A 14,297-nucleotide genomic window follows, 5' to 3' on the forward strand; every position below is an offset into this window, starting at 1 on the left:
GGCGGAAGGTCTCCGGCGGGGTCCAGTCGCCGGTGCGGAGGAAGTTCTCGATGGTGGGCATCCACGGCCGGTGGTCGATGCCCTGCTCCTTCAGCCAGTCGTCGTCGTAGTACTCGTGGGTGTAGCGGTCGGCGGGGTCGCACAGCACGGTGGCGACCTTGCCGGTCCGGCCCTGTTCGCGCATGCCGAGGAGGACGCGGATGGCGCCGAAGACGCCGGTGCCGGTGGAGGGTCCCGGCGCGATGTTCCAGTCGCCGGCGGCGAGGACACGCATGGTGGCGACGGACGCGGCGTCGTGGACGCGGATCATGCGGTTGACGGTGGTGGGGACGAAGGAGGGTTCGACGCGGGGGCGGCCGATGCCCTCGATGTGGGAGCCCTTGTCGGTGACGGTGGGGTCGCGCCAGAACCAGCCGTCGAAGTACGCGGAGTGCTCGGGGTCGGGCACGCACACCTTCAGGCCGCTGCCGGTGTAGCGGGCGTGGCGGGCGACGGAGGTGGTGGTGCCGCCGGTGCCGGCGCCCATCACGAACCAGTCCAGGTCGGGTACGGCGCGCAGGAGTTCGGGGGCGAGTCCCTCGTCGCCGCGCCAGTCGTAGGCGCGTTCGGCGTAGGTGAACTGGTCCATGAAGTGGCCGCCGAAGCGGTCGGCGACCCGGCGGGCGTAGGTGACGATGTCGCCCGAGACGGGGACGACGTTGCCGCCGAGGTCCGTGATGGCCTTCTTCTTCTCGGTGGCGGTGGTGTCGGGGACCACCGCGTAGAAGGGGATGCCGAGTTTCCGGCAGTACCAGGCCTCGGAGATGGCGGTCGAGCCGCTGGACGCCTCCACCACGGGGCGGCCCTTGACGAGCCAGCCGCTGGCGAGGGCGTGGAGGAGCAGCGCGGCGGCCAGCCGGTGCTTGTGGCTGCCGGAGGGCTGGTCGGCCTCCCGCTTGACGTACAGCCGCAGCCCGGTCAGCTTCGACGGGAGCGGGATCTCCGTGATCGCCGTCTCCTCGGGCGCGAGGTCGCCGCGGATCCGCTGGACGCAGTCGATCACCCAGCCACGGTCGTCCGGGTAGACGTCCGACTCGTCGTCGCCCTCCACCCGCCGCTGCTCCGTGGCGCTCTCCACCAACGTCATCCCTGACCTCCGGCCGGCTCGATCGGTGCCACCGGACCGGCCGCACGCGCCCGCCCATGATGCGGCGGTGCGACGAGGGGCGGCCGGCACGCACTCCCGGTGCGTGGTGGGTTCACCGTTCCGGCCCAACCGGCCGTGTGCCCGTTCCCGTGCCCGTGCCCGTGCCCGTGGTTCACCTGAAGGTGGGGAACTCTTCGACGCCCAGCACGCGCAGCAGCTCCAGCCGCTCGCGGGTCTCGGCGTCCGCCGGGGTGAGGACCAGCAGCTGCTGCCCCTGGTCGGGGGTGACCAGGGTCTCGCAGTCCATGAGCAGGCGGCCCACCCGCGGGTGCAGGAAGGTCTTGCGGTCGGCGCGCCGGACCGCCACCTCGTGCTCTTCCCAGAGCCGGCGGAAGTCGGCGCTCGCGGCCCGCAACCGGTCGACGAGCCCGGCGACCGCGGGGTCGCCCGAGCGGCGGCCGGCGGCCGCTCGCAGGTCGGCCACCAGCTGGCGGGCGTGGTGTTCCCGCTCCTCGGGCGGGCAGACGGCGCGGGCGGCGGGGTCGGTGAACCAGCGGAACACGACGTGGCGCCGGTCGCCCGAGAAGCCGGTGTGGTCGCCGGTCAGCAGGATGGCCGCCCGGTTCTGGGCGAGGATCTCGCCCAGGTCGGACAGCACGAGGGCCGGGGTGCCGCCGAGCAGGTCGAGCATGCGCACCAGGCCGGCGCGGGCCAGGCGGGCCGCCCCGTCGGCGGGCGGGGGCCGGTGGCCCGCCAGGTGGAACAGGTGGTCGCGCTCGTCCTCGGAGAGCCGCAGCGCCCGGGCCAGCGCGCCGAGCAGTTGGGCCGAGGGCTGGCTGCTGCGGCCCTGTTCGAGGCGCACGACGTAGTCCACCGACATGCCGGCGAGCATGGCCACCTCCTCCCGGCGCAGGCCGGCGATGCGGCGACGGGCGCCGGCGGAGACGCCGACCTCGGCCGGGCGGATCGCCGCGCGGCGGCGCCGCAGGAAGTCGGCGAGCTGCTCACGTTGCATGCCCCCATGGTCCCTCGCGGCCGGCGGGCCGAGCCAGGGAGCGTCGCTCCCACGATGAACGCTCCGCTCCCGCGCCCCGTGGCGCGGGCGCAGGGTGGGCGGCACGCCGACGACGAAGGAGAACACGATGCGGACGCGAACCCTGGGCAGTGCGGGACCGGCCGTCTCAGCCCTCGGCCTGGGCGCGATGGGCATGTCGGGCGCCTACGGCGAGGCCGACCGCGCGGAGAGCGTCGCCACCGTGCGCGCGGCGTTGGACGCCGGCGTCACGCTGATCGACACCGGCGACTTCTACGCCATGGGCCACAACGAGTTGCTGCTCGCCGAGGCGCTGCGCGGCCGGGACCGGGACGACTACCTGCTGAGCGTCAAGTTCGGCATGTTGCGGGGGCCGGGCCCGGAGTTCGGCGGGCACGACGGCCGTCCCGAGGCGGTGAAGAACTTCCTGGCCTACTCGTTGACGCGGCTGGGCACCGACCACGTCGACGTCTACCGTCCGGCCCGGCTGGACCCGGCCGTGCCGATCGAGGAGACGGTCGGCGCGATCAAGGAGCTGATCGACGCCGGGTACGTGCGGCACCTCGGCCTCTCGGAGGTCGACGCGGCGACGATCCGCCGCGCGCACGCCGTGCACCCGGTCGCCGACCTGCAGATCGAGTACTCGCTGATCTCCCGCGCGGTGGAGGCGGAGGTGCTGCCCACGCTGCGGGAGCTCGGCATCGGCCTGACCGCGTACGGCGTCCTCGGCCGCGGCCTCATCTCCGGGCACTGGACGGCCGGGCACCGCGCCGCCCCCGGCGACAGCCGCGGCCACAGTCCCCGGTTCTCCGGCGGGAACGTGGCACACAACCTCGCCCTCGTGGAGGCCCTGCGCCGGGTCGCCGAGGCCAGGGGACGCACCGTCGCCCAGCTGGCCATCGCCTGGGTGGCCGCCCGGGGCGAGGACGTCGTGCCCCTGGTCGGCGCCCGCACCCGGGAGCGGCTGGCCGAGGCGCTGCCCGCGACGGAGCTGCGCCTCACCGCGGACGACCTCGCCGAGATCGAACGGGCGGTGCCGCCGGGCGCGGCACGCGGCGACCGGTACCCGTCCGCGTTCATGTCGGGTCTCGGCGTGGGGAACTGAACCCGGCCGCCGCGGTGGGCCACCGGCCCACCGCGGCGGCCGGGGGGTGTCCGGTCAGGCCAGTTCCACGCGATCGATCAGGCCCGCGGCGGTGAAGGCGTCCACCAGCCGCTCGCGGCCCTCGGTGAAGTGGGCCCAGCTGTCGAAGTGGACGGGGACGACGCGGCGGGCTCCCAGGACGCGGGCGGCCTCGGCGGCCTGGGCGCTGTCCAGGGTGAGCAGCTGCCCGTCGAGGAGCGGCGTGCGGACGGCGCCGGCGAACAGGACGGCGGTGTCCACGGGGCCGAAGCGGTCGGCGATCTCGCGGACCGGGCCGAGCTGGGCGTTGTCGCCGCTGACGTAGACGGTGGGCAGGCCGTCGGCGGTCAGGACGAAGCCGACGACCTCGCCGACGACCGGTTCGAGGTCCTCGCGCGCTCCCGGGCCGTGCAGCGCGGGAACGCCGGTGACGGTGATCGTGCCGGCCTCCGGGCAGCACAGCTCGACGGACTCCCAGTCCTTCAGGGGCCGGGCGGTGCCGCCCAGGCGGACCGCGCCGCCGGGCGTGGTCAGGATCAGGGGGACGTCGGCGAGCAGGGCGCGGCCCGCGGTGTCGAGGTTGTCGTCGTGCTCGTCGTGCGACAGGAGCACCACGTCGACCCGGTCGAGTTCGGCGGGGGTGATGGCGGCGGGCGCCGTCTTGGTGAGCCCCGAGGGGTAGCCGCCAGGCGGGTCGAAGGTCGGGTCGGTCAGGAAGTGCAGTCCGCCGTACCGGATGAGCGCCGTCGGACCGCCGAAGACCCTGACGGTCACCTCTCGGTTGGACGGGTCGGATGCTGCCATGTCGACATCTCCTCACGGATGGGTTCGCTGGCATCCGTGAGAATAGAGTTGGTCACGGATGAAGGCAAGCTGTACCGTGAGGTCCGTGAGTGGGAGCGCGGACGCCGAGCCGAGGAACCCGGGGCTTCCGCCGGCGCCGGGGGCCGACCGGTATCCCGCGCTCGACCTCGCCAACAGCGCCGTCGTCCTGCCCGGCGGCCAACGCCTCGACCTGCTGGGCGAGCCGTCCGCCGCCGGCCGGTGGCTGGTCGACCGCGCACTCGCCCCCGAGGACGCCGAACTGCGGGAGATCTGTGCGGCGCGCATGCGCGCGCTGCGCGACCAGGTGCGCGCCCTCTTCGCCGCCCTCGTCGACGGGCAGCCGCCCCCCGGCGCCGCGCTGACCGCCGTCAACGACGCCCTCACCCGGGTTCCCACCGCCGCCCCGCTGGGCTGGGATCGCGTCCGCGGCCCGTACCGCACCGCCCCGCACCCCGTCGACCAGATCGTCGACCAGGCCCTCGGCATCCTCGCGGCCAACGCCGCCGACCTGCTCACCGGCCCCGACGCCGAACGGCTGACGGCGTGCCCCTCCACCCCCTGCGACCGCTACCTGCTCCGCGCCGGCCGCCGCCACTGGTGCTCGGTCCGCTGCGGCGACCGCGCCCGCGCGGCCCGCGCCTACGCCCGCCGCACCGGCAACGGCGACGCCGAGGCCCCCCACGGCGGGCCGGGATCCGGATGACCGCCGAGGTCGACGGGCGGCCGCGCGCCGCCCGTCGACCCCGGTCTCAACCGCGGGTGCGCAGCGGCTGGATGGAGATGTCGCGGTAGCGGACCGCGTTGCCGTGGTCCTGCAACCGGATCGGGCCGGCCGTCGGGCCCTCGGGGGCGCCTCCTCCCGTCGGTCCTGTCAGCGCCACGTCGTCGTGGACGGTGACGCCGTTCCACACGACCGTGACGCGGGCGTCCGCCGTCTTGACGCCGTCGGCGTCGAAGCGGGCGGCGCGGAAGGTGATGTCGTACGTCTGCCAGGTCTCCGGCGGGCGCGCCGCGTTGACGTCCGCGGCCCGCTGTTCGTAGATGGCCGCCGCCTCGTTGGCGGCCAGCGCGTCGACGCCGTAGGAGTCCAGGACCTGGATCTCGTAGCGGTCCTGGAGGTAGACGCCGCTGTTGGCGCGGTCCTGCCCGGTCACGTCCGGTGGCAGTTCGGGCAGCCAGAACTCCAGACGCAGCCGGAAGTCCTGGAACGCCTGCTTGGTGCGGATGTCGCCGCAGCACACCTCCATCGCCTCGTCGTCGACCAGCGGCCACTCCACCATGCGGCCGTCGCCGTGCTGGAACGCGGACCGGTCGACGCCGTCGAAGAGCGTGACGGGGCTGCCCGACCGGTGGACGGTGAGCAGGTCGAGGTTGACGTGCCCGGTGTCGTCGGGTTCGTGGACATAGGTGATGGTGTTGCTGCCACGGCGCAGGTTCAGCCGCTCGCTCTGGGTGGACCACTGCTCCCAGGTGCCGGTGGACAGCAGGTTCGTCTGTCCCACCCGCCGCCCGTTGACGTAGACGCTCAGCGTCTTGGTGCCGGTGAAGGGGTCGGGGCCGTTGGAGTAGCGCAGCCCGACGTCGTGCGGGCCGCCCCTGGCGGCGTCCACGGTGAAGGTCGTGCTGGCGCCCTCGGTGCCGTAGCCGGCGACGAAGCCGCGCCCCGAGTACGCGTCGTGGTCGTCGGCGAGCCGCGCCCCGCCCGCGAGCCGCGCCTCCTCCGCCTCGTACGACGACGGGGCGGACTCCGGCACCCCGGGGATCCGGTTGAGGGTGTACCAGGCCTCGGTGTTCCACAGCTCCTGGCCGCTCACGTCGGTGAACGGGCGGGGCGAGCGGAGGTGGACCACGTGTCCCGGCTTCAGGCCCGGGATGTCCAGGGTGACCGTCCTGCCGTCGGCGGAGACGGAAGCCGAACGCACCGTCAGGGTCTCCTCGTCGACCTTCGGCCCGCCGTACTGGGCGGTCGGCAGGTAGCGCCACTGTTCGACGCGGTAGCCGGCGGCCAGCGCGTCCACCGTCTCCTGGGAGAGCGGCTTGGTGTACTCCACCTCGAAGCCGCCGCTCGTGGCGCGCATGGCCAGCATGTCGAAGGCGTCGTCCCCGGTCTCCGTCAGCTTCTGCAGGCCGAAGGTCAGCTTCCCCTCCTGGCCCCAGTTGCCGCCCGCGCCGATGCCGCCGGCGTAGAGGGCGCCGTCCGGGCCCACGCTGAGCCGGTTGACGCCGGCCTCCAGGCCCTGCGTGAAGCGGAAGACCGCGCCCTGGTAGGCGCCGTCGACCTGCTCCAGGTACGCCCGTTGGATGCCGCCGTAGGTGACGTCGCCGAAGAGCATCTGCCCGGCGAACGTGCCCTCCTGGAGGGTGAGCGGCGTGCTCGGGGAGTTGGCGATCTCGTTCTGCGGCAGCCACAGCACCGGCTGGGTGACGGGCTGGTCGTCGAAGGGGCCCGCGGGGTTGGTGTAGTGGTTGAAGAAGTCGCCCTGGTCGACCTGGACGAGTTTGGACGAGGGCAGCCAGCCGCCCTGGTTGTCCGTGACGAACAGCTCGCCCTCGGGGCCCCAGCCGATGCCGTTGGGGGTGCGCAGGCCGCCCGCGACGTAACCGACCTCGCCGGTCTCGCGGTTCACCCTGATCGTGGTGCCGCGGTTCTCGGCGGGCTGCGGGTTGGTCGTGGCGCCGCCGAGGTCGATGGCGACGGACAGGTTCAGGTAGAAGTAGCCGTCCCGGTAGAGCAGGCCGAAGGCGAACTCGTGGAAGTTGCCGCCCCACGGCCAGGTGGCCACCGTCCGGTACTCGTCGATGACCTCGTCGCCGTCGAGGTCCACCAGTTCGGTCAGCTCGTGCTTCTGCGAGACGTACAGGGAGCCCTCGACGTACTTCAGGCCCTGCGGTTCCCGCAGTCCCTCCGCCACCCTGACCGCGGTCACCTGCCCGGGACCGGTGTCGCCGGTCACGTTGTCCAGCAGGTAGACCTCGCCGTCGGTGGGCTGCTGGTTCGGTGAGCCGCCCCCGCCCCAGGTGGCGACCGCCAGACGGCCGTCCGGCAGCCACTCCATCGCGGTGACCTGCGGCTCGAACCCCTCGGGCCGGAGGTCGGTCAGCTCGTAGTCGGGGTGCACCTCGGTGAGGGGCAGGCCGTCGCCCGGCGAGTCGAAACTGCCCTCGCACTCCTTGCGGCCGGGAGCGGTGACGCGCACGACGCCGGCGTCCGTGCTCAGCACGGAGTTCGGCACGACGGAGAAGTCGCTCGCGCCCGGCGGCCGCCAGGAGAGCGTGAGCTGCTGCTCGCCGTCACGCTCGAAGTACTCGACGAACAGCGCGTGGTAACCGGCCGTCAGCTCCACCGAGCCGTCCTTGGACGTCGCGCCGTGCAGCCCGTCGTGGTCGATGACCTGCTGGTCGTCCACGAAGAGCCGTGAGCCGTCGTCGCTGGTGAGGCGGAAGGTGTAGGTGCCGTCCTGCGGCACGTCGATGTTGGCGATCGCGTGGGTCACGAAGCGGTTCTCGAAGCCGAACTGGTCGGCCGTGGTCCAGTCGATGGTGGGCATCAGCCGGTCGACGTTCGGCGTCTGACCCGGCTTGAGCGTGCAGATCTCCTCCAGCGGCACCTGTACGTCGTAGGTGCGCAGGGTCACCCCGGGTTCCTGGGGCGGTGGTTCGTCGGCGGCCCGGGCCTCCTGGCCCGCGGCGGGCGCCGCCCAGCCGGCCCCGGCAAGCAGGGTCACGGCCAGCAACGTCCCGAGGCGGCCGCGGAGTCTTCGATGGAACCGGCGGTGGGTCGACGGTTTGACCATTGCTCCTCCTGACGCGAGTGGAGCGGGACAGAGCCTGGAGCCCAGGCTCGGCGCCGGAGAGACTAGGGACTTCGTGTTGACGTGTCCATGCTTCTGGCGTGGTCGGTTGAAACGGACTCGCCCGACAGCCGGAAGATTCGGGGCGGTCGGCCCGTCTTCTGCCACTCGGACGAAGAAGTGCGCGCGGGCGCGAAGGAAGTCGTCGCGCGGTGAACTCGCCGGCCGTCCCGCGCGTGGAACAGGGGAAGGGGCGGTCGCCCACGACCGGCCGAAGGGCCCGAGGGCCGTCGCGAGACCGAGGCCGGAGGCCTGACCATGAAGCAACCGCCCTCGAACCGCCGGGACCGGTCGCCGGCCACCCGGTTCACCGCCGCCTTCGCCCGCGACCCGGCCGTCGCGCGCCGTGGAGTCGTCCCCGGGCGGCGGGCGTTGCTCTCCGTGCTGGGGATCGGCCTGGCGGGCATCCTCGGCACGTCGTGGTGGCTGGCCGGCGTTCCGCCGCTGTCGGGCGACGGCTCCGCCGCGGCCCCCGCCGTCGAGCCGCCGCCCGAGGCCGAGCCGGATCCGGTCCCCGAGCCGGAGGCCGGGGCGGAAACCGAGCCCGAGCCGGAGCCGGCGGCCGACGCGGAGGCCGAGCCCGAGGAGCAGCGGGAGCCGGAGTCGGAGGCGGAGCAGGAAGCGGAGGCCGATCCGGCGCCCCCGGAGTCCGACCCGGCCCAGGAGCCCGACGAGCCGGAGGCGGAGGACGAGGCGGCCGAAGAACCGCAGGTGACGCCGCCGTTCGGGGGGCCCACGACGCGGTTCCAGGACGGCGGCACCTACCGGCTGGTCGCCGCCGGAGGCGACCTGTGCCTGGACGTGGTCAACGGGTCGACCGAGCCCGGCGCCAACGTCCGCCTGTGGGGGTGCAACGGGGCCCCGGCCCAGGAGTTCACCTTCCACTGGAACGAGTGGGCGAGCGAGTACACCCTGTCCTCCCGCGGCAACTGCGTGGACACGGCGGGCGGTTCGGGCCAGACGGGCGCGAACGTCGAGATGGCGGAGTGCAACGGCTCCGCGTCCCAGGTCTGGAGCGTCGAGCGGCAGCAGGGCCTGAACGCCTACACCCTGGTCTCCACCCACAGCGACCTCTGCGTGGACGTGGAGGGCGGCGTCCACGAGGCGGGCGCGAACATCAGGCAGTGGATCTGCGGCGGCGCGGACCGCCAGATCTTCAGCGTGGAACGGGCGTAGCCGGACGGCCGGGCGCCCACGACACGGGCGTCGTGGGCGTCGTGGGCGCCGGTGTCCGGGCGCCGGTGCTCAGGTGCCGGTGGACCGCGGCAGCAGGGGCCACTGGCCGGACAGCCGCATGGCGGCCTCCGTCACCGCGGGATCGCGTGCGGCGGCGGCGACGCCGTCCAGATAGGCGTGGGCCGCTGCCTCGTACCGCTCGTCCACCTCGCTCTGCGCCGCCTTCAGCGCGTCGTCGTACGCCTGGGCCTCGGCGGGGTGGGCGGCGGCCCGCTGGCCGGCCCGCCGCGCGGCCAGGGTGGACTCCCGCTCCGCCGCCATGAGCCGCTCCCGCTCCCGCGAGGTGGCCCGGTAGGCCGCCAGATACGGGTGCGCCACGGCGAGCCCGAGCAGGAAGGCCACCCCGCCGGAGAGCAGGAGCAGCGCGGTGAACATCAGGCTCATCGTCTGCTCGCCCATGCCGATCTGGTCGAGGACGCTGCCCGCGTCCGCCATCCCCGGGTCCAGGTAGCGCGCCTGGTCGGGGTTGGTGAGCAGGGCGCGATCCTCGGCCAGCAGGCTCGCCCGCAGCCCGCCGAGCACCCAGCAGGCGTGGACCCAGGCGCCGAGCAGCACCAGGGCAGGCAGGGCCAGCAGCCGGGGCGCGCCCGTGGCGGGGAGCGTCCGCAGCAGGCGGCCCAGCACGTGCGGGACGCTGACCATGACGATCCCCACGGCGACGGTGAAGGTCGCGGTGAGGAGGTTGGCCGACGGGTCGCCGGTGCCGTGGACGCGCTGGAACGAGGTCCAGTAGATGGGGAGTTCGACCAGCGTCAGGCAGCACAGCAGGGCCAGCGTGCCGCGCCGGGAGATGCCCGTGGCGCTCGCGCCCTCCCAGCGTGCCGGATCGGCCGCCGGGCGGGCGGCGGGCTCGGGGAGCGGATCCGCGTCGGGGGCCGCCTGGGCGGCCCCGCCGGGACGCCGTTCCACCCAGTGCGCCACCGTGTCCCTGAGCTGCCGTCGGCGTGCGGCCTGCTCGGCCAGCCGGTCGAGTTGCGCCCGGGTGATGTCGAGGTGGTCGGACCGTTCCGCCCTGGCCTCCCCGCTGTGCCGCAGCGCCGCCTCGGCCGCGTCCGCCTCCGCCTGTGCCTGGGCCGCCGACCGGACGGCCGCCGACCGCTCGACGGCGGCCTCGCTGTCCAGCCGGTGCCGGAGCTCGTCGCGTTCCGCGGCGAGCGCGGCCAGCCACGACGGCAGTCCTTCGCCCTCCAGCACCCAGGCGTCGAAGACCCCGCGCCGGGCCGCCCGCCGCCCCGCCCGGCGGCAGCGTGCGAGCAGCGCCGAGCGCGCCTGCCGCAGCTCCTCCTCGTGGCCGGACCGGTTCCGCCGCCGGGGCCGCGGCGCGTTCCGCGGCGCCGCCGCGGCGGCGGCCCGGCGGCCGGGCCGCGGTATCCGCCGGCGGCCGTCGTCAGCGCCGGTATGCGTCGTCGACATCGGCGTCCGCCCGCCCTTCGAGCAACTCGGTCCAGAACGCGTCGAAGTCCGCGTAGTCCTCGGGATCGCGGCTGAACCACATGCCGTAGCCGGCCGGGTAGACGACGGCGTCCGCGAGCGAGGGCACCCGCCCCTGCTCGGCGAGCAGGTCGATGAGCGCCGCGCGGGACTCCGGCGTCGTCAGGTCCTGCTCGGTCAGGCCGGGTTCCAGGTTGGACTGGATGAAGTCGCTGACCACCAGGATGTGGAACGCCTCGCCGTCCTCCGGGGCGGAGTCCGCGACGCGGCTCAGCGCGCCGAGCACGTCGGAGCCCGACTCGGTCGTCCGCGCGCAGTCGAGGAGTTCGGTGGCGACGCCCTCGGCGACGGCCCGCTGGGCGGCCCGCACGTCGTCCCGGTCGAGCGTGGAGTCGGCGTCGGGGTCCAGGTCGACGCCCTCGGCCTGGCACGACGAGAACTGGGACGCGCCGGTGATGGGCGCGAAGGCCAGCGTGCGGCAGTCGAGGTCCTGGAGGAAGTCGGGCAGCGTGGAGTGCAGCTTGGCCTCCGCGTCGAATCCCTCCGGGGCCGGGACCCCGGAGCCCGAGCCGTCGACCAGCAGGGCGCAGGCCGCCGAGTAGCGGTCGACGCTGGTGCCCAGCGCCTGGCCGACGGCGCCGCAGCCGGTGGCACCGGCGGTCAGCGCCGCGGCCAGTGCCGCGGCCGGCAGCGTCGTCCGGCGGCCGCGGGCCAGGGGCCCGGTGTGGTGTGCCATCTCATCGCTCCTCTCGCGGCCGGTCGGCCTCGGACTCGGACTCGGGCTCGGACTCGGGCTCGGCCTCGGACTTGTGCTTGTGCTTGGGCCTGGCGTCCAGGATCGCCAGCGCCCGGGCCGTCCTGGAGAACTCGACGGCGGTCGGCTCGATCAGCCAGCTGTCCGACTCCCGCCAGGACGCGTCGAGTTCGAGGCGCGCCGGCGCCCAGTGCGCCAGGTGCGCGGGCGCGGGATCGGGGATGTCCCGGTGGTGTCGCCGTACCGCGTCCCAGTAGCAGCAGATCAGTTGGTCGATCACCGCCGTGACGGCGACGGCCCGGCAGCGGCAGACGTCGGCCTTGGCGCGCCACTCGCCCACCCGCTCGCCGAACCCGGCCAGCGCGGCGGGCGCCGGTCGCCCCAGACCGTCGTACCGCCTCACCACGCTCACGGCCTCGCGCCTGATGTCGGTGATGAGCCGCCGCTCGCGGTCGAGCATCCGGGAGCGCAACTGCTCGACGGCCCGGTCGGCGGTGGCCCGCTGCTCCCGGACGAACGCGGTCACGACCGCTCTCTGGTCGATCGCCTCCGTGGGCGGTGGCACGTGCGGCAGGCCCTGGCGGCCGTCCCTCCTGCCGCGGATCCGCGCTCCCCAGAGCGCGGTCCGCGGCGGCACCGCGTTCCGAACGACGCGGTTGACGTTCTCTGTTCTGATCACGCTCGCTCATTCCTCCGTCTCGGTCCTTCCGACCGACTGCGCGTGGCGATCCCCTTCGCGTTCCGGCCCGATGAATTCGGGGTCGACGCGTTTCCTTACCGAAAGCATTAGCAGGCGTCGGCGAGTCGCGGTGGAAAGGAGACCGAAGGCCCCGGAAAACGACCCGCGTTCACCCGGAACCCGCCCGCGCGGGGCACCGGATCGCGCGGCGCGGGAGCGCGGTGAGCGAGAGGAGATCGTCCGAAGTCTCCTTGCGGGGTGGACGCAACGTCTACTGTTGTCCATATGGGTGCGGATATCGCGGCGAGTTGGCCCTCACACGCCGAACTCGTCGGAGATTTGCGATCATTACGCCGTCCCGGTCTCGCCGGGCTGCGTACCGTTCCGCTGCCCGCCCTGCGGAGGGCCGCGCTCGCCTGCGGCTTCTGTGCCGGCTCCGACGACGTGCCGGCCGGCGTCGAGGCGCTGCTCAGGCAGGCCGTGCAGCGGCTCGGCGAACGCGACACGCTGGGTCTCGCCGCGGCCCGGAGCTTCGGTCTCGTCCCCGGTGGCCGGGGCGCCGCGGCGCAGGACCGCCGCAAGGCCGCGGCCCTGGTGTACGGCGTCAGCACCGAGACGTTCCGCAAACGGCAGGAGGGCCAGGTCCTCGACCAACTCGCCGAGGCCGTCCTGGCGTTGTGCCGGGAGTCCGGCCGCCGGGCGGCCGGCCGGGTCGGCGACCGGGCGCCGGCCTCCCCGGCCTCCCCGGCCGCCGCCCGGGGCCCAGCCCGGGCGCGGGGCGACCAGGCGCCGCCCACCCGGATCGAGACCACCCTCGCGGACGCGCCGGCGCCCTTCGTGCTGCACGTCTCCCCGGTCGACCTGCTGCGGAACATCGACATCCTGGTCTCCTCGGAGAACGTCTACCTGGAGATGGCCAGGACCTTCGGGCCCACGCTCTCCGGGGCCCTGCGCCGGGCCGGCGCCGTCCGGGACGCCGCCGGCCAGCTGGTGGACGACGTGCTCGCCGACGAACTCGCCGCCTGGGTGCGGGAACACGGCCGGCCCGGGCTGCCGGTCCGCCCCGGCACGGTCGCGGCCACCTCCTCGGGGGCCATGCGGGCGCACGGCATCCGCCGGGTCTACCACGCGGCCGTCGCCGTGCCGTTCGCCGACCGGGACGGCTACGAGGTCGCGCCGGGGGACATCGCCAGGGCGGTGCGCGAGGCGTTCGCGCTGGCCAGGGCCGAGCGCGAGGCGTTCGACCCGCCGCTGTCCTCGATCTGCTTCCCGCTGATGGGCGCCGGGCGGGCCCGGCTCGCACCCGAGGTCAGTGCCAGCTGGATCGGCTGGGCGGTGCACGAGGAGCTGCTCCGCGACCCCGACTGGACCGTGCACATGGTGGTCAAGAACCGGACCACCGCCGAGGCCATCGCCGACCTCGACCCGCCGCGGCCCGACCCGGACGGGGCCTAGGGGCGCCAACTCGGGTCCGACAGGCGGATGCCGGCGGCCCGCGACCGGCGTTCGAGCTCGGCCAGCTCGCCGCGCCGCGGCACCCCGTACAGCAGGACGCCGCCGGCCGCCGACCCCACCACCTGGAGCGTGTCGCCGGTGGCGGCGCGCTCCAGATGCGGCCCGTACCGCCGCCGGCCGAGCTCCGTCAGCGGGCGCAGCCGCTGGTTGGCCGAGCCGCGCCAGACCAGGTCCGTCGGCTCGGCGGCGACGTAGCGGCCGGTGACCACGGCGTCCGCGTGCCGCAGGGCCTCCCACAGCCGGGGCGCGGCCACCAACTCGGCGTCGGTGTGGCCGGTGTAGACGAGGATGTCGACGGGCCGGCCCCCGGCGGCCGCCTCCCGCCCCACCGCCCGGGCACCCTCGAGCAGCGCCGAGAGGGCCGCGGCCTGGGCCAGTGGCTCGCCGCCGCTGACGGTGAGCCCTTCGGCGCCGGCGTCCAGCGCGGCCCGCCACCGGTCGAGCAACTCGCCCAGGCCGGCCCCACGCCCGCCGCCCGGGTCCCAGGTGTGCCGCGACATGCAGCCGGGGCAGGCCAGCGGGCAGCCCTGGAACCAGATGCCGAGCCGCCGGCCAGGGCCCAGCGTCGTCACCGGGAAGTGCGTGCCGCTGATCCGCACCTCCACCCCTGACGTGCCGACACCATCGCCGTCCGGCGTTTCCTCCACCATCGGCTTCCCTCCCTCTCGGATCGCGGTAACGGTGCCCGGCCGCCGCGATAACCATCCGGGCCCGCCCAGAAATC

General features: G+C 74.5%; 12 protein-coding genes. 4 read left to right on the plus strand and 8 right to left on the minus strand.

The genetic code is table 11. The features are described from left to right. Together E1283_RS01090 and E1283_RS01095 are read right to left on the minus strand one after the other, a co-directional pair. Positions 1–1,117, minus strand: a 1,117-nt coding sequence (locus tag E1283_RS01090; RefSeq protein ID WP_165955966.1) for a PLP-dependent cysteine synthase family protein, incomplete at its 3' end; no start/stop codon positions are given. Between the two features lie 181 nt (positions 1,118–1,298). Beyond that, positions 1,299–2,141 (minus strand): helix-turn-helix domain-containing protein, encoded by an 843-nt coding sequence (locus E1283_RS01095; RefSeq protein ID WP_132815565.1) that lies wholly within the window; start codon positions 2,139–2,141, stop codon positions 1,299–1,301. Between the two features lie 127 nt (positions 2,142–2,268). On the opposite strand from E1283_RS01095, the gene E1283_RS01100 reads away from it, so the two are divergent. Next, positions 2,269–3,264 carry an aldo/keto reductase gene (locus E1283_RS01100; RefSeq protein ID WP_132815567.1) on the plus strand — a complete coding sequence of 332 codons (996 nt, stop codon included), beginning with the start codon at positions 2,269–2,271 and terminating at the stop codon, positions 3,262–3,264. 54 nt (positions 3,265–3,318) lie between these two features. Here E1283_RS01100 and E1283_RS01105 read toward each other — a convergent pair whose 3' ends face one another. Beyond that, positions 3,319–4,086, minus strand: a complete 768-nt coding sequence (locus E1283_RS01105) for an MBL fold metallo-hydrolase (protein ID WP_132815569.1) — start codon at positions 4,084–4,086, stop codon at positions 3,319–3,321. 85 nt (positions 4,087–4,171) lie between these two features. Between E1283_RS01105 and E1283_RS01110 the strand changes: the two genes are divergently transcribed. Continuing rightward, positions 4,172–4,810, plus strand: coding sequence for a CGNR zinc finger domain-containing protein (locus tag E1283_RS01110; protein WP_243744522.1), 639 nt, complete (start codon positions 4,172–4,174; stop codon positions 4,808–4,810). Positions 4,811–4,856: 46 nt separating this feature from the next. On the opposite strand, the gene E1283_RS01115 is transcribed toward E1283_RS01110, so the two are convergent. Then, the gene (locus E1283_RS01115; protein WP_132815573.1) at positions 4,857–7,901 is read right to left on the minus strand and encodes a 3-keto-alpha-glucoside-1,2-lyase-like domain-containing protein; all 3,045 of its coding nucleotides are present in this window, start codon (positions 7,899–7,901) and stop codon (positions 4,857–4,859) included. A gap of 315 nt (positions 7,902–8,216) precedes the next feature. On the opposite strand from E1283_RS01115, the gene E1283_RS01120 reads away from it, so the two are divergent. Beyond that, a complete protein-coding gene (locus E1283_RS01120) occupies positions 8,217–9,134 on the plus strand; it encodes an RICIN domain-containing protein (protein WP_132815574.1) in 918 nt (305 codons plus the stop codon). A gap of 69 nt (positions 9,135–9,203) precedes the next feature. On the opposite strand, the gene E1283_RS01125 is transcribed toward E1283_RS01120, so the two are convergent. The 3 genes from E1283_RS01125 to E1283_RS36955 are packed head-to-tail and all read right to left on the minus strand — an operon-like array spanning position 9,204 to position 12,058. Then, positions 9,204–10,607, minus strand: a complete 1,404-nt coding sequence (locus E1283_RS01125; protein ID WP_132815575.1) for a hypothetical protein — start codon at positions 10,605–10,607, stop codon at positions 9,204–9,206. Then, on the minus strand, positions 10,582–11,361 hold the full coding sequence (locus E1283_RS01130) for a hypothetical protein (protein ID WP_132815577.1): 780 nt from the start codon (positions 11,359–11,361) through the stop codon (positions 10,582–10,584). The genes E1283_RS01125 and E1283_RS01130 overlap by 26 nt, the downstream gene beginning before the upstream one ends. Before the next feature lies 1 nt (position 11,362). After that, positions 11,363–12,058 (minus strand): hypothetical protein, encoded by a 696-nt coding sequence (locus E1283_RS36955; RefSeq protein WP_165955967.1) that lies wholly within the window; start codon positions 12,056–12,058, stop codon positions 11,363–11,365. A 339-nt stretch (positions 12,059–12,397) separates the two neighbouring features. Between E1283_RS36955 and E1283_RS01140 the strand changes: the two genes are divergently transcribed. Continuing rightward, positions 12,398–13,513 carry a macro domain-containing protein gene (locus E1283_RS01140; protein ID WP_243744523.1) on the plus strand — a complete coding sequence of 372 codons (1,116 nt, stop codon included), beginning with the start codon at positions 12,398–12,400 and terminating at the stop codon, positions 13,511–13,513. Here the strand turns inward: E1283_RS01140 and E1283_RS01145 are convergent. Then, positions 13,510–14,223 carry a 4Fe-4S cluster-binding domain-containing protein gene (locus E1283_RS01145; RefSeq protein ID WP_132815581.1) on the minus strand — a complete coding sequence of 238 codons (714 nt, stop codon included), beginning with the start codon at positions 14,221–14,223 and terminating at the stop codon, positions 13,510–13,512. The two genes, E1283_RS01140 and E1283_RS01145, sit on opposite strands and share 4 nt — an antisense overlap. Between the last annotated feature and the right edge of the window lie 74 nt (positions 14,224–14,297).

The organism is Streptomyces hainanensis (assembly GCF_004348415.1).
Taxonomy (GTDB): domain Bacteria; phylum Actinomycetota; class Actinomycetes; order Streptomycetales; family Streptomycetaceae; genus Streptomyces; species Streptomyces hainanensis.